We start from the raw sequence: 20,427 nt of genomic DNA on the forward strand, positions 1-20,427 counted from the left end.
GTCTTGCAACCGACGGAGAAGGTGGGAGGGCCGGTTCTGTGCCAAGCACCCGGGGGACGGGCGCCGAAGGGCGGGCCGCGCTGCGGCGAGGGGCCCGTGGATCAGGTTGGCTAAACCGTTCTGGCAGGACCCTCGTGGCTCACGGGCGCGCTGCGGCGCAGACCTTGTGATGAGGGCCCCTCACAGATAACGCGTTTCATCCCTGCACTCAAGAGCCTCGCGGGAGCGCCGCGCCGCGGATAGACAGGTGACGTATCGAAGCGGCCCGGAACCGTGCCCGGACGGGACCGTTCCCCGTGCCGGCGCTGCAGTGCAGCAGATCCCCAACCCGAGAGCCCCGCCCGACGACCATGCGCGACGACGCCACCGGACGCACCCTCACCACGCACGAGCCGCGCCGGATCCCGTGGCTCGACATCGTCTTCGGCTTCGGCCCGATGGTGCCGATCGCCGTGGGCGCCGCCGTCGCTTGGTGGCTGAACGGGCAGCCCCTCGACTATCTGGTCGCCCTGTTCACCCTGCTCTACGCGGCCTCGATCCTGCTGTTCCTGGCGGGCGTACACCGGGGCGTCAGCTTCCGGACCGAGGGCGGCCCGCAGCTGTCACAGATCGTGATGATGCTGGTCCTGTACGGGCTCGGATTGTTCAGCCTGTTCACCGCCGTGATGGGCAAGGCGGTGCCGGCGCTTGCGATGCTGATCCTCGGCTACGCCCTCATCGCGATCCTCGATCCGATCGCCGCGCGGGCCGGCGAGGTGCCGCTGGCGCATGCCCGCCTGCGACCCATCCAGATGCCGATCGCCGTGGTGAGCCTCGCGGCCCTGCTCTGGCTCAAGCTGACGGCGCCCTACTGACAATCGTCCCGCCAATCTTGCCGCTCATCGGCCTCATGCTCTAGAGCCCGGCCTCAGGATCCCGCTCCGTCGGGGACGAGTCACTCCGGATGCCGGACCCGGAACGCCCGGGTCCGCGGGAAGCGAAGACGATCATGTCCAAGGCCGAGAGCAAGGCCGAGACCCTGAAGCCCCGCCTGCCGCGCGGCTTCGTCGACCGGCGCGCCGACGAGATCGCCGCGCAGGGGCGGATGCTGGAGACGATCCGGAAGAGCTTCGAGCTCTACGGGTTCGAGGCCCTGGAGACGCCCTTCGTCGAGTACACCGAGGCGCTGGGCAAGTTCCTGCCCGACCTCGACCGCCCGAACGCGGGCGTGTTCTCGTTCCAGGACGACGACGAGGCGTGGCTGAGCTTGCGCTACGACCTCACGGCGCCGCTCGCCCGGTTCGTGGCCGAGAACTACGACGCGCTGCCCAAGCCCTATCGCAGCTACCGGGCCGGCTACGTCTTCCGCAACGAGAAGCCCGGGCCGGGTCGCTTCCGCCAGTTCATGCAGTTCGACGCCGACATCGTCGGGGCGGGCAGCGTCGCGGCCGATGCCGAGACCTGCATGCTGATGGCCGACACGCTGAACCGGCTCGGGCTCGGCGGCCAGTACGTGGTCAAGGTCAACAACCGCAAGGTGCTCGACGGCGTCATGGAGGCGATCGGACTGGCAGGCGCCGACAAGGCCGGCCAGCGCCTCACGGTCCTGCGGGCGATCGACAAGCTCGACCGGCTGGGCGTCGACGGGGTGCGCGACCTCCTCGGTGCCGGCCGCAAGGACGAGAGCGGCGACTTCACCAAGGGCGCGGGCCTCGACGCGGCGGCAATCGGGCGGATCCTCGCCTACGTGTCGTTCCAGGCCGATGCCGCGGACGGCGCCGACAAGGTGGCGTTCTGGGAGAAGTTCTTCGCCGGCTGGCACGACGCGGTGGGCGATTCGGAGACCGGCCGCGCGGGCATCGCCGAATTGCACGCGATCATGCGCCTCTGCGCCGCCGCCGGCTACGGCCACGACGTGATCCGCGCCGATCCGAGCGTGGTGCGCGGGCTCGAATACTACACGGGTCCGGTCTACGAGGCCGAGCTGACCTTCCCGGTCACCAACGAGGACGGTCAGACCGTGCGCTTCGGCTCGGTGGCCGGCGGCGGGCGCTACGACGGCCTCGTCGGCCGGTTCCGGTCCGAGCCGGTGCCGGCCACCGGCTTCTCGATCGGCGTGTCGCGCCTGTTCTCGGCCCTGCAGCTCGTGGGCAGCCCGCTGCTCGCCGGCGCCGAGACGCCGGGCCCCGTGGTGGTGCTGGTCCTCGACCGGGAGAACATGGCCGATTACCAGCGGCTCGTCGCACTCCTGCGGGCCGACGGCATCCGGGCCGAGCTCTATCTCGGCGCCGCCGGAATGAAGGCGCAGATGAAATACGCCGACCGCCGCCGCGCCCCCGTGGCGGTGATCCAGGGCTCCAACGAGCGGCTGGCCGGCGAGGTTCAGATCAAGGACCTGATCGAGGGCGCGCGGGCGGCCGAGTCCATCGCCAGCAATGCCGAGTGGAAGGCGGCGCGGCCGGCTCAGTTCTCCTGTCCCGAGGCCGATCTGGTGGCGCAGGTCCGCACCGTGCTGGCCCGGCACTTCCCGGCCACCGCGGGCTGACGCACCGCGCGTCGAACGCGGCGCGCCCGGCGGCGTTGTCCTGCCGGGTGCCGGCGTCGGTGCCCGCATCGGCGCCGCGGAGAAGTCGGCATGCGCGCGAAGATCCTGATCCTGTCCGCCGGACTGGTCCTCGCCGGCGCGGTGCCCGCCTGGGCAGCCCGGCCGGCCCTCGACCGGCTGCCAAGCGCCACCGCCCGCGCCACGCCCGGGACCGGCAGCGCGCCGGTCCTGAGCGCCGGCATGGCGGGTGCCCCGGCGGTGACGGCGCTCGCCCGGCGCAAGCCCGCGCGGCGGCCGCGCGGCGCGCGGCTCGGCACCGCCCGGCCGCTCTGACCGGATCCGGACGTCCGCTTCCGGGACGATGCCCGGAGGCCGACGGGGCCCCTGCGCAATCCTGCGCGCGCATCCGGCCCCGCCCCGCATCGGAGCGTGTCGCCAAGTCCGGCCGCGGTTGCTACAGAGCGCGCGCGAGGTGGATCCGATGACACGACCCGAGGCAGGCGAGACGGGGGCGGGAGACGCGGCGCGCACGCGGCTGCTCGCCCATCTGGCGGCGGCGGGTTACCGGCCGGTGACGCCGCCGGTGCTGCAGCCGCTGGAGCCGTTCCTGGAACTGTCGGGCGAGGATATCCGCCGGCGGATCTTCGTGACCCAGGACGCGGCCGGAGCCGAGCTGTGCCTGCGGCCGGAATTCACCATCCCCGTCTGCCGCCTGCACAGGGCCGAGGCCGATGGCCGGGCGGCCGATTACAGCTATTGCGGGCCGGTCTTCCGGCTCGCCGCCGAGGAGCCCGACGAGTTCTTCCAGGCCGGGATCGAGTCGATCGGGCGCACCGACACGCCGGCGGCGGACGCCGAGGTGCTGGGCCTCGCCCTGGAAGGCCTCGCCCTGTTCGGCCGCAGCGATCCGGCGGTCCGGCTCGGCGACATGGGCCTGACCATGGCGCTCCTCGACGGCCTGGCGGTTCCGCCCGCGGCCAAGCGCCGGACGCTCCGGGCGCTCGCCGCCGGCCGGTCCCTCGACGCCGTGACCAACGGCGGCACGGGCGCCCGCCCCGAGGACCCGCATGCGGGCCTGCTGGCGGCGATCCAGGGCCAGGATCCGCGGGGCGTACGCGCCTTCGTGGAGGACGTGCTGGCGATCGCCGGGATCTCGGCGGTGGGCGGTCGCAGCGCCGGCGAGATCGCCGAGCGCTTCCTCGCGAAGGCGGCCGCGCAGGCCCATGGCGGCGCCGGGCTCAACGCCGAGAACCGCGCGATCCTCGACCGCTATCGGGCGATCGCCGGCCATCCGGACGCGGCCGCCCGGGACCTGCGAGCGCTGGTGAGCGACGCGCAGATCCGTCACGACGCCCTCGCGGCGGCCCTCGATCTGTTCGAGGAGCGCACCGGCTTCATCGCGGCCCGCGGCCTGCCGATCGAGCGGTTCCGCTTCCAGGGCAGTTTCGCCCGCAACCTCGATTACTATACCGGCTTCATCTTCGAGGTGACCCAGGGGGATGCTTGGGGCGACGGCCCGACCCTGGTCGGCGGCGGCCGCTACGACGGACTCCTCGGGCATCTCGGCAGCCCGGCGCCGCTGCCGGCGGTGGGCTGCACCTTCTGGATCGAGCGCGTGGCGGGAGCCGGACGATGAGCGCTTCCGAGACCCTGACCAACACCCTCATCCTGGCTGTCCCGTCCAAAGGCCGCCTGCAGGAGAACGCCAACGCGTTCTTCGGCCGGGCCGGTCTGAAGCTCGCCCAGGGCGCCGGCGCCCGCGACTACCGGGGCAAGCTGCTGGGCGTGCCCGATGTCGAGGTGCGCTACCTCTCCGCCTCGGAGATCGCCGCCCAGCTCGCCTCCGGCGCCGCGCATCTCGGGGTGACCGGCGAGGATCTGATCCGCGAGACCCTGCCGGACGTGCGCGGCCAAGTGGAGCTGCTCACGCCGCTCGGCTTCGGTAACGCCACCGTGGTGGTGGCGGTGCCCCAGGCCTGGATCGACGTGCGGGACATGTCGGACCTCGACGAGGTCGCGGCCGGCATGCGCGCCCGCCACGGGAGGCGCCTGCGGGTGGCCACCAAGTACGTGAACCTGACGCGGCGCTTCTTCGCCGAGAAGGGTGTGGCCGATTACCGGATCGTCGAGAGCCTGGGCGCCACCGAGGGGGCGCCCGCCGCGGGCTCGGCCGAGATCGTGGTCGACATCACCACCACGGGCGCCACGCTCAGCGCCAACGCCCTGAAGATACTCGACGACGGGATCATCCTGCGCTCCGAGGCCAACCTCGTGGCGTCGCTGAAGGCCCCCTGGGGCGAGAGCCAGCGGACGGCCCTGCGCACGGTGCTGGGCCGCATCGCCGCCGAAGAGCGCGCCCGGACAACCCGGGAGGTGCGCGCCGCCCTGCCGCAGAGCGGCACCCTCGACCTCGCCACCATCGCGGGTCTGCACGAGGCGGAACTGCCCTACGGCGCCCCGCGGGGCGCGGAGGGCGAGATCGTGCTGCGCTGCAAGGAGGCCGCGGTGTTCGAGCTGGCCGGCGCCCTGGTCGAGGCCGGGGCGCGGGCCGTGACGGTGCGGCGGGTCGACTACGCCTTCGCGGCCGAGAATCCGCTGGCGGAGCGGCTGCTGGCCCGGCTCTGAGCGGTTGTGCGGCTCTCCTCCACCGCGTGAGGCTTCGGTCTCCGCGGGCGCCGGCGGCTATTGCGGCCCCTGCTTGGCAAATTCAGAGAGAACCCCGCGCAACACCGTGAGCCGCGCCTCGTAGGCGGCGGTGAGGCACGCGACGTCGCCGCCGCAGCCGCGGCGCTCCTGCAGCCACGCCTCCTGATCGTCGCGCAGCTTCGCCTGCCCGCCCATGGGCAGCACGCTCTTCAGGATCTCGAACCGGGTCGCCATCTCGACGTCGCGGTCGTTGAGGGCAAGGTGGGCGCAGATCGCCGTCTCGTCGGGGGCCTCGGCCTTCTCGCAGGGGAAGCTCGCGGCCCGGGCCGGAGCGCCGGTCGCGAGGAACGCGAGCAATCCGAGGGACAGGGCGGGCAGCGACGTCGACATGGCCCCCCAACGGCCAGGCGGCGGAAAGGCTCCGGCCGCCGCGGCGGCGGAGCGGATCCGGCCGGCATCACAGGATCCCGGGATCAGAGGCCCGGCTTGACGATCGCCAGGATGACGATGCCGATCATCAGCAGCGTCGGCACCTCGTTGAGCACCCGGTAGAACCGATGGCCGCGGGTGTTCCGGTCGGCGGCGAAATCCTTGACCATCCGGGCGAGCCAGCCGTGGATCCCCGACATCGCCAGGACCAGCACGAACTTCGTCTGTAGCCAGGGGCTCGCGTAGAAGCCGCTCATCCAGGCGAGCACCAGCCCGAACACCCAGGTGGCGATCATCGCCGGGTTCATGATCGCCTTGAGCAGGCGGCGCTCCATCACCTTGAAGGTCGCCGATTGCGCCTCCGAGCCCGGCGGCAGGCTCGCGTGGTAGACGAACAGCCGCGGTAGGTAGAGCATCCCGGCCATCCAGGCGATCAGGCTGATGACGTGGCCGGCCTTGATCCAGTCGTACAGCACGCGCCTAGCCTTGGCCACGAAGCCGGGCGAGCATCCGCTCGACATGGGCGACCGGCGTCTGCGGCGTGATGCCGTGGCCGAGGTTGAACACGTGAGGCAGGCCAGCGGTCGCCTCCAGCACCGCGTCCACCGCGGCGTCGAGGGCCGCGCCGCCTTCGATCAGCGTGTCGGGATGCAGGTTGCCCTGCGTCACCGTAGTGGCCGGCACCCGGGCGCGCAGGGTCTTCAGATCCACGCCCCAATCGACCCCGACGGCGTCGGCGCCGGTCTCCGGCACCACACGCGCGTGGCCGTCGAGCCCCGATCCGCGGGCGAAGACGATGATCTTGGCCCCCGGCACCCGGGCGCGGACGCCCGCGACCATCCGGGCGATCGGCTGGAGCGACCAGCGGGTGAGGGCATCGGCGGCGGGGGATCCCGGAAGGGCGCTCTCGGCGGCGTCGCCCACGGGCTCGACGGTGCCGGCCGAGGCCGGCACGGCCCGCGGCAGGGTGCCGGCATGGGATTCGAAGATCTGCACGGCGTCGGCGCCGGCCTCGAACTGGCGCACGAGATACTCGGTCTGCACCGCCACAAGGCGGTCGATCAGGGCGTCGACCAGAGCCGTGTCGCCCTCGGCGAGCGCCCGCGCGGGGGCGAGGTCCGGAGTGCCCCGGCCGCCGATCATGTAGCTCGCCACCGTCCAGGGGGCGCCGCAGAAGCCCAGCAGCGTGGTCTGCCCGGGCAGTTCGGCGCGCAGCCGCTTGACGGTCTCGAAGACCGGCGCGAGGTGAGAGAAAATCGCCGGATCGCCGGCCTCGCGCAGCCGCGCGAAGGCCGCCCGTCCGTCGAGCGAATCGAGGCGCGGTCCCTCGCCCTCCACGAAGCGCACGTCTTGGCCGAGCGCGTGAGGGACGACCAGGATGTCCGAGAACAGGATCGCGGCGTCGAAGCCGAAGCGCCGGATCGGCTGCAGCGTCACCTCGACGGCGAAATCCGGGCTGTAGCAGAGGTCGAGGAACGAGCCGGCCTGTGCCCGGGTCGCCCGGTATTCCGGCAGGTAGCGGCCCGCCTGGCGCATCATCCAGGCGGGAGGCGGCCCGATCGCTTCCCCTTCGAGGACACGCAGCATCGTGCGTTCCACCGGCGGCGTCCCCGTCATCTGCGCTCCCACCCCGCTTTCCGATCCCGCATGCCCGTCGGCGCGCCTCCTGTCGAGTCGAGGCGCGCCGATCCCCACACAGGCCCCTTCGAAAAGATAAGAGAGAATCTAGGACTCTGTTTTTTCTCTTGGGGGGCTGAGAGTCGGGCGCGCAACGTGGTCCACAGGCGGTCCCCGGCGCCGCGCCGTTAACGGGGCTTTAAAGGATTTGCTCCATCTTGCGAGAACCGGATGGTCCGACAGCGCCTTGGCTACGCCGAGTCCTGTGCGCGCCCTCCTTGCGTCCCGGATTCTCCCACGGGGCCGGATTCCGCCTGCCCGGATCGCCGGGCTGTGAACGGCGGAGTCGATAACCGGCGCCGCCTCTGCCCTGGACCGCTCCGGCGGGGCATCCTATCCACATTCATCGACTCCCCTGGCGGCCGGCGGTGGACAACGTGGGCTGCACGACGAAAGCGACCGGATGGGCCGCAGCTACTTCCACCTCCATCTCGTCTCCGACTCCACCGGCGAGACGCTGATCAATGTCGGGCGCGCGGCGGCCGCACAGTACGAGGGCGTGTCGGCGATCGAGCATGTCTACCCGCTGGTGCGCTCGGCCGCGCAGCTCGACCGGGTGATCTCGGAGATCCGGGCGGCCCCCGGCCTCGTGCTCTACACCCTGGTCGGCGGCGATCTCGGCGAGCGGCTGGAAGAGGTCGCCCGCGAGACCGGCTCGCCCTGCCTGTCGGTGCTGCGGCCGGTCCACGACCTGCTGCGCGCCTATCTCGGTGCCGAGACCACGGCCCGGCCCGGCGCCCAGCACATGCTGAACGCCGAGTACTTCAAGCGCATCGACGCGATGAACTTCACGCTGGCCCACGACGACGGCAATCTCCCGGAGGATCTGGAGGAGGCCGACGTGATCCTGCTGGGCGTCAGCCGGACCTCGAAGACGCCGACCTCGATCTACCTCGCCAATCGTGGCCTCAAGACCACCAACCTGCCGCTGGTGCCGGGCGTGCCCCTGCCGCCGGCGATCGAGCGCGCCCGCAAGCCGCTCGTCGTCGGCCTGTTCGCCTCGCCGGAGCGCATCGTGCAGATCCGGCAGAACCGGCTCTCCAGCCTCAACGCCGACGAATCCTCCCTCTACGTCGACCGCTCGGCGGTGGCGGACGAGATCACCGCCTCGCGGCGGCTCTTCACCCGGAACCGCTGGCCGACGATCGACGTCACCCGCCGCTCCATCGAGGAGACCGCCGCGGCGATCGTCGACCTCTACCGCGACCACAGACTCAAGTTCATCGCCGTGTAGCAGAGTCGGTTCAGGCGCCGCCGCCGAGGACGGCCCGGACCAGGGCGAGGCCCGCCACCAGCCCGACCAGCCCGGCCGCCACCGAGGCCAGCACGTAGGCCGCAGCAGCCGCCGTCTCGCCGCGCTGGTACAGGCTGATCGCGTCGAGCGAGAAGGTCGAGAAGGTGGTGAAGCCGCCGAGCACGCCCGTCGTCAGGAACAGCCGGGCCGGGTGACCGGCCGCGCCCCGTAGGGCGAAGCCCTCGGCGAGCACGCCCATCAGGAACGAGCCGAGCACGTTGATGATCACGGTGGCGAGGGGAAAGCCGAGACCCGGCAGCAGCCGCGCCACCGCGACGTTGACCCCGTGGCGGAAACCGCCGCCGAGCCCGGCCCCGAGGATGACGATGAGGGTGTTGATCATGCCTGCCCTTCCGGTTCGGTCGGGCAGCCTCGTCGTGTCGCGGCTTCGGCGCATGGCCCCACCGCGGACGGCTGAAGGCGCGCCCGTGCGGTAGGAGCCATCAGCCCGGCACGCGGATGCCGGGCGGTTGTCGGGGAGCTCCATCCCCATCACGGACAAGCTTAGCGCAGGAGTCGCGGCAGGGGAATCCGGTCTTCCGGCTCCCCCGCGCCCTGTCGTCCCGCCGGCTGCGTCAGCGCGCGAAGTCGAAGTGGCTGCGCTGCTCGATCTGGGCGGCGTAGAAGTCCTCGACGACCTCGCGGACCACCTCGGCCAGCTCGTTCCCCCGGTTCTCATCGAGCTGGATGTCGCTGCCGACGGTCCGGCCGACGGCGCAGCTCGCGGCGCCCGGCACGAGGCGCTCGTTGTAGCGCTGGTTCAGGCCCGAGACCGAGATGTAGTTGCTGCCGCCGAGTTCCGGACCGTACTTGATCTTGATCTTCTGCTCGGAGTCGGTGCCGCGCAGTCGCGCACAGAGGCTGATGAAGTTGTCCTGGTCGATCTTGGCCTCGAGGCCAGTGATGCTGCCGTGGACGTTGTCCTCCTCGTTGAGGACCTCGGCCATGAGGTTCAGGACCCCGACGACCGGTTCCAACGCCCGCGTGCCATCCTCCAAGAGCTTCTTGCGGAAGTCGTTGCTGCGGGCATCGGCTTCCTGCAGCCGCGCGCGGAACCTGTCCTTGACCTCGTTCGCGCGTGTCATCGCGCTCCTCCCTGGTGGTTCGCCCGATGCTTTGTCGCTCGGACACCGCAAGCCTAAGGAGGCACTTCAGATGACGCAAGATAGTGCAAAATATTGATGCCTGCCCAGATCCTGAGCCATTGCACAGGAATAATACTTGCTCATCCCCTGTGCAACGGCGGGGGACGACCGGCGCTGGTTACTTCAGGAGCTGCAGCAGGCTCCGTCCCACCGGGGTCTTGAGTTCCTTCGCGTCGAGCTTGCCATCGCCGTCGGGATCGGCCGCCTTGAAGCGCTGCTCAACCAGGGCGAGGTATTCCTTCCGGTCGAGGGTGCCGTCGGCATCTCCATCGGCGGCCTTCAGGTCCCTCTTGCTGATCCGGCCCTTCAATTCCTTGGCGTCGACGGTGCCGTCCTTGTCCTTCTCGGCGGCGTCGAAGGTCTGACCGGCCGCGGCCTGGGCCTCGGCCAGATCGATGGTGCCGTCGTTGTCGGTATCGACCATCTTCAGTGTGCGCTCGGTGCCGGAGGCCCGGGCGAAGGCCGAGGACGGGCGCGCGGCCGGGACGGCCAAGCCGACGACGAGCGTCGCGGCCAGCGCGCAGGCGGGTCTGTTCAGGATCGCGGGCATGAACGAAATCTCCGGTGGCGATCAGCGCCGGCAGCCCAAGCCGCCATGCAGCGTGCCGTTCCCGGAGGGGCGTTCACAAGCCGAGGATCATCCCGCCGAACCCGCCGTCCGGACGGTCAGCGGGCCGGTCCGTCGAGAGGGGCGAGCCGGTCCGGTGCCCGGTCCGCGGCGGCGACCCGTTCGGGACGCGACAGGGCACGGGCCAGCGCCCGCAGATCCGGGACGGGGGCGCCCGACGCGCCGAAGACCGACCGGTCGAGGGCGGCGAACGCGGCCACAAGGTCAGGCCGCGTCCGCCAGATCCGGATGAGGTCCGGGGCCTCCCGCATCGCCGCGTCCAGGGCCGCCCGGAATCCGGCGGGATCGCCCGCCCGGGCCGCCGCGTGCAGGTCCCGGCGGGCCGGGGCTGAAAGCCGCAGGGAGGGGCGGCCAAGGCCGAAGCCGATCAGCGCCAGCCCGAGCCCGAAGGCGGCCAGCGCCGCGGCGGCGACCACGAGCGGCGAGGGGATCGGGGGCGGGGCCGCGCCGGTCTCGCGATCGGGCAGGCCGCCGCCGATCTGCCGGGCCGGGATCTCGGTCTCGCGCATCGTGCGGGTGTTGGTGTCGAACCACGGGATCGCGATGGCGTCGAGGGGGATCACCTCCGGCACGCCGGGCTTCACGTCCCACTGGTAGGTGGCCCGAGCCACCGGACCGGAGGGGGTCAGCAGGGTCTCGCGGGTGACGGGCCCCGCGAAGGTGATGATGCCGCGGGTGCGCATCACCGGCCGCGGCGGCAGGCCCTCGGCGACCATGCCCTGGGCCTCCAGGGTGACGATCCGCCGGGTGGTCTCGCCGACCTTCACGGTCTCGGGGTCCGGGCTCCAGGAATCGGTGATCGCCACGTCCTTGGCGGGCAGCCACCAGGGCTCCTTGGCATCCGGGCCGCCGGCGGGCTCCGCCCATTGCGCCACCGGGAAGGGGATCGGCTGCGAGTGGACCTCGACCACCCGCCGCTCGCCGACATCGTTGACGGTGAGCTTGTGGACGAACGGCTCGATGGTGAACTGGCCCGCATGGTGCGGGAAGACCGCCACCGTGCGGTCGAACGCGAGGGCGCTCTGGCCGTCGGGGAGCTTGGTCTTGCTCCAATGGTCCCGGCCGAGCTGCGTCCAGGAGAAGTTCGCCAGCGACGGCTGCACGACCTCCTCCAGCAGGATCGGCTGCTTGTAGACCCCGTGGATCTTCAACAGCACCATCTCGCGGGGGAAGGGGGCGCTGTTGCCGTTCAGCTCCGCGGTCACCGTCAGGGTGAGATCGCCCGGCTCGATCTCGGCCCGGACGGGGCGGGGGGCGACGAGGAGAACCAGAGCAGCGAGCAGGACAGCCGCCATTCCCCTCCCGCCCGCACGGGGGAGAGAGGAATGGCGGCTGTCCGAGACCTCGGAAACCGTCACCATGGATTACTCCCGGCGGGAATCGCGGTGCCGGCCTCGACCCGGCGGGTCTGCTCGGCGCGCAGGCGCAGCTTGAGATAGCGGCCCGGGTCGTCCGGCAGGGTCTGGAGCCAGAGCCGGTCGGGGCGGATCTCGTGGGCCTCGAAGCTCTTCGTCACCCGGCGGACCTCGCGCTCGGGCGCCTCAGCCACCATGGCGGAGCCCCCGCCGGTCCGGCCGCGGCCCGCCGCGTCGCCCGCGGAGCCCCGGGCCTGGCCCTTGCCGGCGTCGATCGATTGCTGCTCGGCCTTGCCCCGGCGGGCGACCTTGCTGTTGCCGGGAAGCGAGGCGCTGGCGTTCGACTCCTTGTTGCCCGCCAGGCCCTCGCCGCTGGAGGCGGCGTTGATGTCGTTGTTCTGATCCTGGTTGGCGGTGTTGTTGTAGCGGGCGCCGTACTGGCCGGTGCCGTTGGCGATGCCGCCGCCGGGGCCGCGGTCGATCACCTCGGCCTGCAGCCGGGCGATGAGCGAGCGGTTGGCCTGGGCGTCGGCGTCGCGGGGGTTGAAGCGCAGGGCCTCGTCGTAGGCGGCGAGCGCGCCGTCGAGGTCGCCCGCTTTCGCGAGCGCGTTGCCGAGATTGTAGCTCGCGCGCCGCCCGCCGTTGCGGAACAGCGCGATCGCCTCGCCGTAGCGGCCGGCCTCGTAGAGCGCGGCGGCGCGCCAGGCCGGATCGTCGAGCACGTCGGCGGCGAGGCCCGGCAGGCCGAGGCCCATCAGCAGCCGCCCGAACCCGGTGCGGGGCTGCGAGACGGCGAGCAGCGCCAGGAGGCCGACGCCTGCGAGCGCGAGGCCGGCGGTCCGGGCGCGGCGCCGCCAGCGCGGCGGCAGGCCGGCCCGGAGCGGGGCGGCGAGACCCGTGGCGGGCAAGGTCAGCCGCATCACGCGCTCCTGCGGAACAGGACCAGCGCCGGCAGGGCCGCGATCAGCAACAGCCAGCGCCCGAGATCCGCGTAAGCCAGGACCCCGTAGCCGCCGGCCGCGAGGTGCTGGGCGAGGCCGGCACCGACCGCGTCGAGCACCGGGCCCGGGGTTTCGATGTCGGCCACGGCCCCGCCGCCGGCCCGGGCGAGGGCGTCGAGGGCCGCCCGGTCGGGTTTCGGGGCGCCGGGCGGGAGCGGCTTGTCGGCGGGGACGAACAGGGCCTGGAGCCGCCAGCCCTGCTGGGCGATCGCCCGCGCCTCCCGGGTGGCGGCCTCGCCGATCCCGTCGCCGTCACTGATCAGCACCACGTCAGCCGCCACCACGTTGGCCTCCGCGAGCGTGCGGCGGGCGAGCGCCAGCCCGCGCTCGGGATGGGAGCCGCGGTCCGGCACCGTGTCGGCGTCCAGCGAAAACAGGGTGGTGCCGAGGCTGTCGCGATCGGTGGTCGGCGAGGCCGCGAGATAGGCGTCGCCCGCATAGACCACGAGGGAGACGGCCCGGGTGCCGGCAGCCTCGGCCACGGCGGCGGCGGCCTGCCGGACGGACTGGAGATTGCCGCCTTCCGTGACGGAGCGGGAAAGGTCGACCACGAGCACCGTCTCGTCGAGGTTACGGAAGGTCCGCCCGTCCGCCCGCTCCACCGCCGGGCCGGTCAGCGCGAGGGCGATCAGCCCGGCCGTGACCGCGGCGGCGAGGTTGGCCTGCCGCCGGCCGCCCAGCACGGCGCCGATGCGGGCGAGATGCGCCATCAGCGCCGGATCCACCGCCCGGACCCAGTCACCGAGCGGCGCCGAGCGCCACGCGGCGCGGAGCGTCAGCAGGGCGACGATCGGGATCGCCAGGATCCACCAGGGGCGCAGCAGCGCGAAGGCGTGAAGGGCACTCATCGGGCCGGTCTTCCCACGCGCGCCCGCATCCTGAGGTGCCGCGTCAGCGGCCTCGAAGGAGGGTTCCAGAGATCGCGCGGCCGGCTGGAGGGCTCCTTCGCGGCCTCCGCAGCGCTCCGGCGCCTCAGGATGAGGGCGCGCGCTGGAGGGGCCGAGACACGCGGGAACATCACGCCCCCCTCCGGCTGGCGAGAAGCGCGGCGGCGCTCAGGAGCGCCAAGGCGGCCGGCCAGGGCCAGAGGTCCCGGCGCAGGGGCAGGGGCGGCGCTAGGGCGCGCGCCCCTTCCAGCCGGTCGATGGCGTCGGCGACGCGGACCAGATCCTCGGTGGTGCGCACCCGGAACGCCTCGCCGCCGCTCGCCTGCGCCATCTCGCGCAGGGTGTCGGTGTCCACCACGTCCTGCTCGCCGTCGGCATCGGCCATGTCCCGGGGGCCGAGCGCGATGGTGTAGACCTTGATACCCAGTTCCCCGGCGAGCTCGGCCACGTCCTTGGGGGCGGTCTGGCCGGCATTGTTCGCGCCGTCCGACAGCAGGATCACGGCCTTCGCGGCCTCGTCGCCAGCCTTGTTCCCGGCTGCGGCGTCGCCCTCCGCATCCCGGGAATCCAGGCGCCGCAGGGCGAGCCCGAGCCCGTCGCCGATGCCGGTGGAGCGGCCGCTGATGCCGATCGTCGCCTCGTCGAGGGCACGGGCGACCGCGGCGGTGTCGAAGCTCGGGGCCGCCGCCACGTAGGCCTGATCGGCGAAGATCACGAGACCGATCCGGTCCCCGGCCCGCCGCCGGATGAAATCGGTACCGACGCGCTTGACCGCGGCGAGCCGGGTCACGGTCTCGCCGTCGATGGCGAAATCGCGACGCTCCATGGAGCCCGACAGGTCCATGGCGATCATGATCTCGCGGCCGGAAGCCGGGAGGGCCGCCGCCGGCATGACCAGACGCGGACCCGACAGCGCCACCACCAGGGCGATCCAGAGCGTCCAGGTGAGAAAAGCGCGGCGACGGCCGCGGGCGGCGAGATCGACTCCGGCGCGCGCGTCGCCCACCAGGGTGCCGGGCACAAGCAGGGCGCCGCTGCCGCCCTCCGGCTCGGCCGGGATCAGGCGGGCGGCCAGCAGCGGCAGGGGCAGGGCCAGCAGCGCCCAGGGCGCGGCCAGGTCGAAGGCTGACAGGACGGCGCTGAGCCCGGCGGGCAGGACGCCGCTCATGTCCGCAGCCGTCCGATCAGGCGCCCGAGTTCGGCGTCTAGGGCATCGAGATCCGGCGCCTGCCGCCGGTAGAGCCCGTCGGCCAGAACCCGCCCGGCACCCCGGGTGAAGAAATCGGTCCTGAGCCGGGCGTCCAGGCGGGCGGCCCAGTCGGCGCCCGTGGTTCCGGCCTCGGCGTCGCCGCCGAGCGTCCGGCCGAGGCGGCGCAGCAGGCGAGCCTGAGCCACGAGGCGGGCGTCCGGGTCGAGACTGCGGCTCCGGGCGAGCTCGGCGAGCGCCGCCCGGCGGACGCTGGCCCGCGCCCGACTGCGCACGTATCGCACGAGACCCACCAGCAGGGCGGCCAGGAAGCCCATGCAGGCCGCCGCGACGATCTCGCCCTGCACGGCGCCCGCGGCACCACCGGGCAGGTGCAGGCCGCGGAGCTGGTCCAGGCTGAGCGGGGTCTCGACGGGATTCATCGCGCCGACCCGCCGGATCCGGCCTCACAGCACTGCATCGAGGCGCTCCATGAGCGGCGCGTAGGCCTCGGGCCCCGCCTCGACGTCGAGGCGCACGCCCGCGATGCCGCGGCGGGCATAATCGGCGAGCCGCGCCTCGGCCTGTCCGGCGGGCGTTGCCGCCGGCAATGCGGTCCCGCGGCGCCCGTCCGCCAGGGCGAACGGGTAGAAGCCCGGCGGCCGGGCGCGCTCGAAGGCGTCGCTGACCAGGATCAGCCGGATCGCGATCCGCTCGGCGAGCAGCGTCAGGAGCTCGTCGAAGCCCGGCCCGGGGTCGTCGAGGGCACTGGCGACGACGAGATGGCCACCGGCGGGCAGCAGGCTGCGGGCGAGGCCGAGCGTCGCCTCAAGCGGCGGCTCCGCGTGAGCTGACGATCCGGACACCGCGTCGAGGGCGTCCGCATGGGCCTGGGCGAGAGCGCCTGTCACCGCGATCATGGCGCGCTCACCGCCCGCCGGCCGCAGCACGGTGGGCGCGCCCGAAGCCGCCACCGCGAGGCCGACCCGGCCGCCATCGGCGGCGACCCGCCAGCCGAGCAGCGCCAGGGCCTCGGCGGCCGCCACCGAGCGCAGGGCCCGGCGGGTGCCGAACAGCATCGAGGGCCGGAAATCGGCGAGCACCACCACCGCACGGTCGCGCTCGTCGTGGTGGGTGCGCACGTGCAGCTGCCCGGTGCGGGCCGTGGCGTTGCGGTCGATGAAGCGGCGGTCGTCGCCCTCGGACCAGAGGCGCACGTCCTCCGGCTCGGAGCCCCGCCCGCGGCGCCGCGTGACGATGCCACCCGGCAGCCCCGCCAGGGTCCGGGTCGTGGGGGCCGAGCCCCGCCGCGCGAGGTGCCGCATGCCCATCAGCGCTTCGCCCGAGAGGTGAATGCCGGGATCGCGGCCGCCTCGCCCGCTCTCCCCCGTGAGGGGGGCAGGGGATGAGTCCCGATCCTGCCCGAACCTCAACACCGTCAGAGCGCCCGCACCCGCTGCACCAGCTCGCCGACGAGGCCGCGCGCCGTCTGACCTTCGGCGGCCGCCCGCCAGGTCAGGCCGATGCGGTGGGAGAGGGCGTCACGGGCCAGCTCGGTGACGTCCTCGGGGATCACGTGGTCACGGCCCCGCAGCCAGGCCCGCGCCTTGCCAGCCATCATCAGCGCCAGGGTGCCGCGCGGCGAGGCCGGATGCTCGATCATGGCGCGCAGGTCCGGAGCGGCCGCGTCGGTGCGGGTCGCCGCCACGAGCCGGACCAGATAATCCTTCAGCGCCGGCGACACGTAGGTGGCGAGCGCTGCTTCCCGGGCGGCGCGCACGTCCGCGAGCGACAGGCGCATGGTCATCGCGTCGACGTGATGGGTGATCTCGCCCTCGACGAGATCGAGGATCGCCCGCTCGGTGGTCTCGTCGGGCATGTCGACCACGACGTGGAGCAGGAAGCGGTCGAGCTGCGCCTCCGGCAGCGGGAAGGTGCCGGCATGCTCGATCGGGTTCTGGGTCGCCACGACCATGAACGGATCGGACAGGCGGCGGGTGTGGCCCGAGACCGTGACCTGACCCTCGGCCATGGATTCGAGCAGCGCCGACTGCACCTTGGGCGGCGCGCGGTTGACCTCGTCCACCAGCACGAGGGCGTGGAACAGGGGCCCGGGCAGGAACTCGAAGGTGCCGCTGTCCTGGCGCCAGACGGTGGTGCCGGTGAGATCGGCCGGCATCAGGTCCGGGGTGCACTGGATGCGCGCGAAGGAGCCGTCGAGGCCGTCGGCGAGCCGCTTGACCGCGCGGGTCTTGGCGAGGCCCGGCGCGCCCTCGATCAGCAGGTGGCCGCCGGTCAGGAGCCCGATCAGCAGGCGCTCGACGAGGCCGGCGCTGCCGATCAGGCCGCGCTCCAGCCCCTCGCGCAGCGCCATGACGCGGCCGTGCAGGCCTTCATCCGGGATGATCTGGGGCCGGCGTTCGGCGAGGGCGCCGCTCATGCGGAGAGAAATCCTGCGCGGACCGTGTCCGCCGCGGGGGCCGTGTGCTGCATCCTGCACGTCTCCTCGGCCGGGTCCCACATTCTTAAGGGATCCTCAGGCTCTGGCCGGTGTGCCCGCTGCCCGGTGCGGCCGTCAATCCCGATCCGGCCCCGCTTTCGGGCCTTGCCCGGGCCATGGTGTCACGGTTTCGTCACCTCCCCGCTTCCAAGAGACGGCGGATGACCAGCTACGCGTCCCTCCCCGAAGAGCTCAAATCCGCCATCGGTCTGATCGTGGCCTTCGTGCTTGGCACGGTGATCGGCGCCGAGCGGCAGTACCGGCAGCGCACCGCGGGCCTTCGCACGGCCGTGCTGGTGGCGGTCGGCGCCTGCGCCTTCGTCGATCTCGGTATGCGGCTGACCGGCCCGGACGGCGGCACCCGCACGGTGGCCTACGTGATCTCGGGCATCGGCTTCCTCGGCGCCGGCGTGATCATGAAGGAGGGCATGAATGTCCGCGGCCTCAACACGGCCGCCACCCTCTGGTGCTCGGCGGCGGTGGGCGCATTCTGCGGCGCCGATCTGCCCCTGGAGGCCGTCTTCGTGATGACGGCCGTGCTCGCCTGCAACACGGCGCTCCGGCCGCTCGTGAACGCCATCAACCGCGCGCCGATCCGCGAATCCGAGACCGAGGCGACCTACGAGGTCCAAGTCACCACAGCGCCGGGCGAGGCCGGGCCGGCGCAGGACCTCCTTGTGGAGCGTCTGGAGGCGGCGAACTACCCGGTCGGCAGCGTCGGGATCGAGGAGCGCGGCGAGAGCGCGGTCGACGTGGTGGCGACCCTCACGGCCAGCGCCGTGAAGGCCGAGGAGCTCGACGCGGTCACGGCCGAGCTCGCCCGCGCCCCGGGCATCCGCCACGCCACCTGGTCGGTCCAGACCGCCGATTGATTTTCGGGACCTGGCCTGATCGGAACCTGGAAGGCCGCGGCCACGAAACCTCCGAACCCGATCGGACCTTATCCGGCCGATCCCGGAGGAGAACCATGACCCAATCGCACAAGAGCGCGCTGATCGTCGGAGCCTCGCGCGGCCTGGGGCTCGGCCTCGTCGAGACCTTCCTGGCGCGCGGCTGGCATGTCACCGCGACCCAGCGCACGCCGTCCCCCGATCTCGCCCGGCTCGACTCGGCCGCCCTGCGCATCGAGACCGCCGACATCGACGACGATGCCGGCGTCTCCGCCCTGCACGATCGTCTGGCCGCGCAGACCTTCGAGCTGGTCTTCGTGGTGGCGGGCGTCGCCACCCAGGCGCACGACCCGCTGCACGCGGTGCCGCGGGCGGTGGCCGCGCAGGTCTACCTCACCAACGCGATCAGCCCGATCCGCTTCGCCGAAGCCTTCCTGGATCGCCTCGCGCCCGGCGGCAGCATCGCCCTGATGAGCTCGATCCTCGGCAGCGTCAGCCTGAACGACACCGGCGGCTGGGAGACCTACCGGGCCAGCAAGGCGGCGCTGAACACCCTGGCGCGCAGCTTCGAGATCCGCCACCGAGCGGAGAACCTGTCCGTGCTGATCCTGCACCCGGGCTGGGTGCGCACCGACATGGGCGGAGAGGAGGCCGATATCGACGTGGCGACCAGCGTCACGGGCCTCGCCGACGTGATCACGGCGCATCTCGGCCGGCCGGGTGCCCACTACCTCGATTACCGCGGCGAGACGCTGCCGTGGTGATGCGGCCCGGGTGAGGGCCGGTCAGCGGCGGGGATCGAGGGGGCGGCTGCGCCGCTCGATCACCACGGTCGGGCGGGTGCGGCGCTCGACCACCACGGTGCGGGGCGCCCGGCTCGGGCTCGCATGGGTCAGGATCCGCTCAGGGGCGCGCTCGGGCTTGGCCTTCTTGGCCGCTAGGACGTGCGGGCGGACCTCCTCGACCGGAAGGCCCATCAGGCCCGCGGCGATCTCCACCTGCTGCTCGACATCGTCGGCGAGATCCTGGGCGGCGGCGACGGCCTCGTTCACGGTCGGCGGCTCGCGGCGGACGCGAATCGGCGGCAGGTCGGCGAAGCTCTTCGGCGTCTTCTTCACGGGGCGACTCGCGGTCTTCATGCGTAAAGACATAGCGCCTTCCGGTCCGGTTGTGCAGTGCATCAAAGACGTGTGTCGGACGTCGTGGGCACATGTCTGGTGGGAGCGTGATGCCGAAATAAGCAGGGCGGCGAGGTCTTCGCCGAGCACACGAACAATCTCGCGGCAGAATCCTTCCCGTCCCGCCCCGTCTGCGACATAGGAGCGCAGGGCGTGGGACGCAATGGGCTGGCGGTCACAGGACCGGGGTCGGGCTTGAACGAAGATGCAAACTCGCGCGTGCTAGACTCGCCGCATGAATGAGACGCTCGATCCCCGGCTCACCCCCGCCCGTCCCGAGGTCGCCGATGTCCGCCTGCGCGGCCGGGTCACGGCCGAGCGCTACGTCGCCGGCACGCCGCGCCGGGTCACGGCACCCTCGGCCCCCCTGCGCCGAGCGCCCGCGCCGGAGGCCGGGCTCGATACCGAAGCGCTGCTCGGCGATGCCGTCGACCTGTACGCCGAGTCCGACGGATTCGCCTTCGTGCAGCTCGCCCGCGACGGTTACGTCGGCTACCTGCCGGCGGCCTGCCTGGGCCCGGCGGAGCCGGAGCCGACCCACCGCATCACGGCACTGCGCAGCTTCCTGTATCCCGAGCCGGACCTGAAGCGGCCGGTTCTCGGCCATCTGAGCCTCGGTGCCCGCCTCGTCGTGACCGGCGAGGCCGGATCCTACCTGGAGACGCCGTCCGGCTACGTGTTCGCCAGCCATTGTGCGCCTCTCGGGACGCGCGAGCCGGATTACGCGGCCACTGCGGCGCGGCTCGTCGGGACACCGTATCTGTGGGGCGGCCGCACCAGTCTCGGGCTCGACTGCTCCGGCCTCGTGCAGCTCTGCCTCGATGCGGCGGGGCTGCCCTGCCCGCGCGACGCCGACATGCAGGAACGGGATCTCGGGCGGGCTTTGCCGCTCGACCTCGTGGCCCTGCGCCGGGGGGACTTCGTATTCTGGCGCGGCCATGTCGGCCTGATGCTCGACCCCGAGACGCTGATCCACGCCAACGGCCATCACATGGCGGTGGCGGTCGAGCCCCTCGCCGAGGCCGTCGCGCGGATCCAGGAGAACAGTTTCGGGGCGGTGACCGACCTCCGGCGCCTCTAGGCCGTG

The 20,427-nt window shown here is 72.5% G+C and carries 23 protein-coding genes and 1 riboswitch; of the genes, 9 read left to right on the forward strand and 14 right to left on the reverse strand.

Annotated features, from left to right (window positions below; genetic code table 11):
* Positions 1 to 350 precede the first annotated feature (350 nt).
* The 5 genes from ACYCO6_RS31765 to hisG all read left to right on the forward strand — a co-directional run bounded on the left by ACYCO6_RS31765 (position 351) and on the right by hisG (position 5,149).
* The gene (locus ACYCO6_RS31765) at positions 351 to 854 is read left to right on the forward strand and encodes a DUF3429 domain-containing protein (RefSeq protein WP_459766845.1); all 504 of its coding nucleotides are present in this window, start codon (positions 351 to 353) and stop codon (positions 852 to 854) included.
* Between the two features lie 134 nt (positions 855 to 988).
* Positions 989 to 2,524, forward strand: coding sequence for a histidine--tRNA ligase (hisS, locus tag ACYCO6_RS31770; protein ID WP_459766847.1), 1,536 nt, complete (start codon positions 989 to 991; stop codon positions 2,522 to 2,524).
* 90 nt (positions 2,525 to 2,614) lie between these two features.
* Entirely contained in the window at positions 2,615 to 2,857 is a 243-nt protein-coding gene (locus ACYCO6_RS31775; RefSeq protein WP_459766849.1) for a hypothetical protein, read from the forward strand.
* A 148-nt stretch (positions 2,858 to 3,005) separates the two neighbouring features.
* Entirely contained in the window at positions 3,006 to 4,160 is a 1,155-nt protein-coding gene (locus tag ACYCO6_RS31780; protein WP_459766851.1) for an ATP phosphoribosyltransferase regulatory subunit, read from the forward strand.
* On the forward strand, positions 4,157 to 5,149 hold the full coding sequence (gene hisG / locus ACYCO6_RS31785; protein ID WP_459766853.1) for an ATP phosphoribosyltransferase: 993 nt from the start codon (positions 4,157 to 4,159) through the stop codon (positions 5,147 to 5,149). The genes ACYCO6_RS31780 and hisG overlap by 4 nt, the downstream gene beginning before the upstream one ends.
* A gap of 57 nt (positions 5,150 to 5,206) precedes the next feature.
* Here hisG and ACYCO6_RS31790 read toward each other — a convergent pair whose 3' ends face one another.
* From ACYCO6_RS31790 to ACYCO6_RS31800, 3 genes are all read right to left on the reverse strand, one after another.
* Positions 5,207 to 5,560: a lysozyme inhibitor LprI family protein gene (locus ACYCO6_RS31790; RefSeq protein ID WP_459766855.1), complete on the reverse strand. Its 354-nt coding sequence runs from the start codon at positions 5,558 to 5,560 to the stop codon at positions 5,207 to 5,209.
* Positions 5,561 to 5,643: 83 nt separating this feature from the next.
* The gene (gene hemJ / locus ACYCO6_RS31795) at positions 5,644 to 6,075 is read right to left on the reverse strand and encodes a protoporphyrinogen oxidase HemJ (RefSeq protein ID WP_459766858.1); all 432 of its coding nucleotides are present in this window, start codon (positions 6,073 to 6,075) and stop codon (positions 5,644 to 5,646) included.
* Between the two features lie 4 nt (positions 6,076 to 6,079).
* Entirely contained in the window at positions 6,080 to 7,216 is a 1,137-nt protein-coding gene (locus tag ACYCO6_RS31800; protein ID WP_459766860.1) for a uroporphyrinogen decarboxylase, read from the reverse strand.
* A 463-nt stretch (positions 7,217 to 7,679) separates the two neighbouring features.
* Here ACYCO6_RS31800 and ACYCO6_RS31805 point away from each other — a divergent pair, with 463 nt between their 5' ends.
* Positions 7,680 to 8,510, forward strand: a complete 831-nt coding sequence (locus ACYCO6_RS31805; RefSeq protein WP_459766862.1) for a pyruvate, water dikinase regulatory protein — start codon at positions 7,680 to 7,682, stop codon at positions 8,508 to 8,510.
* Between the two features lie 10 nt (positions 8,511 to 8,520).
* Here ACYCO6_RS31805 and crcB read toward each other — a convergent pair whose 3' ends face one another.
* The 10 genes from crcB to ACYCO6_RS31855 all read right to left on the reverse strand — a co-directional run bounded on the left by crcB (position 8,521) and on the right by ACYCO6_RS31855 (position 17,212).
* The gene (crcB, locus tag ACYCO6_RS31810) at positions 8,521 to 8,913 is read right to left on the reverse strand and encodes a fluoride efflux transporter CrcB (protein WP_459766864.1); all 393 of its coding nucleotides are present in this window, start codon (positions 8,911 to 8,913) and stop codon (positions 8,521 to 8,523) included.
* 84 nt (positions 8,914 to 8,997) lie between these two features.
* A riboswitch (Fluoride riboswitch) is annotated at positions 8,998 to 9,070 on the reverse strand.
* Positions 9,071 to 9,145: 75 nt separating this feature from the next.
* The gene (locus tag ACYCO6_RS31815) at positions 9,146 to 9,655 is read right to left on the reverse strand and encodes a hypothetical protein (RefSeq protein WP_459766866.1); all 510 of its coding nucleotides are present in this window, start codon (positions 9,653 to 9,655) and stop codon (positions 9,146 to 9,148) included.
* 178 nt (positions 9,656 to 9,833) lie between these two features.
* Positions 9,834 to 10,265: an EF-hand domain-containing protein gene (locus ACYCO6_RS31820; protein ID WP_459766868.1), complete on the reverse strand. Its 432-nt coding sequence runs from the start codon at positions 10,263 to 10,265 to the stop codon at positions 9,834 to 9,836.
* A 116-nt stretch (positions 10,266 to 10,381) separates the two neighbouring features.
* The gene (locus ACYCO6_RS31825) at positions 10,382 to 11,638 is read right to left on the reverse strand and encodes a hypothetical protein (RefSeq protein WP_459766870.1); all 1,257 of its coding nucleotides are present in this window, start codon (positions 11,636 to 11,638) and stop codon (positions 10,382 to 10,384) included.
* Between the two features lie 59 nt (positions 11,639 to 11,697).
* Positions 11,698 to 12,618 carry a tetratricopeptide repeat protein gene (locus ACYCO6_RS31830; protein WP_459766872.1) on the reverse strand — a complete coding sequence of 307 codons (921 nt, stop codon included), beginning with the start codon at positions 12,616 to 12,618 and terminating at the stop codon, positions 11,698 to 11,700.
* The gene (locus ACYCO6_RS31835) at positions 12,618 to 13,547 is read right to left on the reverse strand and encodes a VWA domain-containing protein (protein WP_459766874.1); all 930 of its coding nucleotides are present in this window, start codon (positions 13,545 to 13,547) and stop codon (positions 12,618 to 12,620) included. The genes ACYCO6_RS31830 and ACYCO6_RS31835 overlap by 1 nt, the downstream gene beginning before the upstream one ends.
* A 169-nt stretch (positions 13,548 to 13,716) precedes the next feature.
* Positions 13,717 to 14,754, reverse strand: a complete 1,038-nt coding sequence (locus ACYCO6_RS31840; RefSeq protein ID WP_459766876.1) for a VWA domain-containing protein — start codon at positions 14,752 to 14,754, stop codon at positions 13,717 to 13,719.
* Positions 14,751 to 15,215, reverse strand: a complete 465-nt coding sequence (locus ACYCO6_RS31845; protein ID WP_459766878.1) for a DUF4381 family protein — start codon at positions 15,213 to 15,215, stop codon at positions 14,751 to 14,753. Before ACYCO6_RS31845 ends, ACYCO6_RS31840 begins: the two co-directional genes overlap by 4 nt.
* Before the next feature lie 24 nt (positions 15,216 to 15,239).
* Positions 15,240 to 16,103, reverse strand: coding sequence for a DUF58 domain-containing protein (locus ACYCO6_RS31850; RefSeq protein WP_459766880.1), 864 nt, complete (start codon positions 16,101 to 16,103; stop codon positions 15,240 to 15,242).
* A gap of 107 nt (positions 16,104 to 16,210) precedes the next feature.
* The gene (locus tag ACYCO6_RS31855) at positions 16,211 to 17,212 is read right to left on the reverse strand and encodes an AAA family ATPase (RefSeq protein WP_459766882.1); all 1,002 of its coding nucleotides are present in this window, start codon (positions 17,210 to 17,212) and stop codon (positions 16,211 to 16,213) included.
* A 221-nt stretch (positions 17,213 to 17,433) separates the two neighbouring features.
* On the opposite strand from ACYCO6_RS31855, the gene ACYCO6_RS31860 reads away from it, so the two are divergent.
* The gene (locus tag ACYCO6_RS31860) at positions 17,434 to 18,144 is read left to right on the forward strand and encodes an MgtC/SapB family protein (protein ID WP_459766884.1); all 711 of its coding nucleotides are present in this window, start codon (positions 17,434 to 17,436) and stop codon (positions 18,142 to 18,144) included.
* 95 nt (positions 18,145 to 18,239) lie between these two features.
* Positions 18,240 to 18,926 (forward strand): SDR family oxidoreductase, encoded by a 687-nt coding sequence (locus ACYCO6_RS31865; protein ID WP_459766886.1) that lies wholly within the window; start codon positions 18,240 to 18,242, stop codon positions 18,924 to 18,926.
* Positions 18,927 to 18,947: 21 nt separating this feature from the next.
* Here the strand turns inward: ACYCO6_RS31865 and ACYCO6_RS31870 are convergent, their stop codons facing one another.
* The gene (locus ACYCO6_RS31870; protein WP_459766888.1) at positions 18,948 to 19,280 is read right to left on the reverse strand and encodes a hypothetical protein; all 333 of its coding nucleotides are present in this window, start codon (positions 19,278 to 19,280) and stop codon (positions 18,948 to 18,950) included.
* 295 nt (positions 19,281 to 19,575) lie between these two features.
* Here ACYCO6_RS31870 and ACYCO6_RS31875 point away from each other — a divergent pair, with 295 nt between their 5' ends.
* A complete protein-coding gene (locus ACYCO6_RS31875; RefSeq protein ID WP_459766890.1) occupies positions 19,576 to 20,421 on the forward strand; it encodes a C40 family peptidase in 846 nt (281 codons plus the stop codon).
* Positions 20,422 to 20,427: the final 6 nt, after the last annotated feature.

This window comes from Methylobacterium sp. CM6257, assembly GCF_054611515.1.

Coding starts and splice junctions, on each gene's coding strand:
- ACYCO6_RS31860 (WP_459766884.1), top strand. CDS start 17,434: ATGACCAGCTACGCGTCCCTCCCCGAAGAGCTCAAATCCGCCATCGGT.
- ACYCO6_RS31855 (WP_459766882.1), bottom strand. CDS start 17,212: ATGAGCGGCGCCCTCGCCGAACGCCGGCCCCAGATCATCCCGGATGAA.
- ACYCO6_RS31765 (WP_459766845.1), top strand. CDS start 351: ATGCGCGACGACGCCACCGGACGCACCCTCACCACGCACGAGCCGCGC.
- ACYCO6_RS31775 (WP_459766849.1), top strand. CDS start 2,615: ATGCGCGCGAAGATCCTGATCCTGTCCGCCGGACTGGTCCTCGCCGGC.
- hisG (WP_459766853.1), top strand. CDS start 4,157: ATGAGCGCTTCCGAGACCCTGACCAACACCCTCATCCTGGCTGTCCCG.
- ACYCO6_RS31790 (WP_459766855.1), bottom strand. CDS start 5,560: ATGTCGACGTCGCTGCCCGCCCTGTCCCTCGGATTGCTCGCGTTCCTC.
- ACYCO6_RS31815 (WP_459766866.1), bottom strand. CDS start 9,655: ATGACACGCGCGAACGAGGTCAAGGACAGGTTCCGCGCGCGGCTGCAG.
- ACYCO6_RS31800 (WP_459766860.1), bottom strand. CDS start 7,216: ATGACGGGGACGCCGCCGGTGGAACGCACGATGCTGCGTGTCCTCGAA.
- crcB (WP_459766864.1), bottom strand. CDS start 8,913: ATGATCAACACCCTCATCGTCATCCTCGGGGCCGGGCTCGGCGGCGGT.
- ACYCO6_RS31875 (WP_459766890.1), top strand. CDS start 19,576: ATGAATGAGACGCTCGATCCCCGGCTCACCCCCGCCCGTCCCGAGGTC.
- ACYCO6_RS31865 (WP_459766886.1), top strand. CDS start 18,240: ATGACCCAATCGCACAAGAGCGCGCTGATCGTCGGAGCCTCGCGCGGC.
- ACYCO6_RS31820 (WP_459766868.1), bottom strand. CDS start 10,265: ATGCCCGCGATCCTGAACAGACCCGCCTGCGCGCTGGCCGCGACGCTC.
- ACYCO6_RS31805 (WP_459766862.1), top strand. CDS start 7,680: ATGGGCCGCAGCTACTTCCACCTCCATCTCGTCTCCGACTCCACCGGC.
- ACYCO6_RS31840 (WP_459766876.1), bottom strand. CDS start 14,754: ATGAGCGGCGTCCTGCCCGCCGGGCTCAGCGCCGTCCTGTCAGCCTTC.
- hisS (WP_459766847.1), top strand. CDS start 989: ATGTCCAAGGCCGAGAGCAAGGCCGAGACCCTGAAGCCCCGCCTGCCG.
- ACYCO6_RS31780 (WP_459766851.1), top strand. CDS start 3,006: ATGACACGACCCGAGGCAGGCGAGACGGGGGCGGGAGACGCGGCGCGC.
- ACYCO6_RS31850 (WP_459766880.1), bottom strand. CDS start 16,103: ATGGGCATGCGGCACCTCGCGCGGCGGGGCTCGGCCCCCACGACCCGG.
- ACYCO6_RS31835 (WP_459766874.1), bottom strand. CDS start 13,547: ATGAGTGCCCTTCACGCCTTCGCGCTGCTGCGCCCCTGGTGGATCCTG.
- ACYCO6_RS31830 (WP_459766872.1), bottom strand. CDS start 12,618: ATGCGGCTGACCTTGCCCGCCACGGGTCTCGCCGCCCCGCTCCGGGCC.
- ACYCO6_RS31845 (WP_459766878.1), bottom strand. CDS start 15,215: ATGAATCCCGTCGAGACCCCGCTCAGCCTGGACCAGCTCCGCGGCCTG.
- ACYCO6_RS31825 (WP_459766870.1), bottom strand. CDS start 11,638: ATGGCGGCTGTCCTGCTCGCTGCTCTGGTTCTCCTCGTCGCCCCCCGC.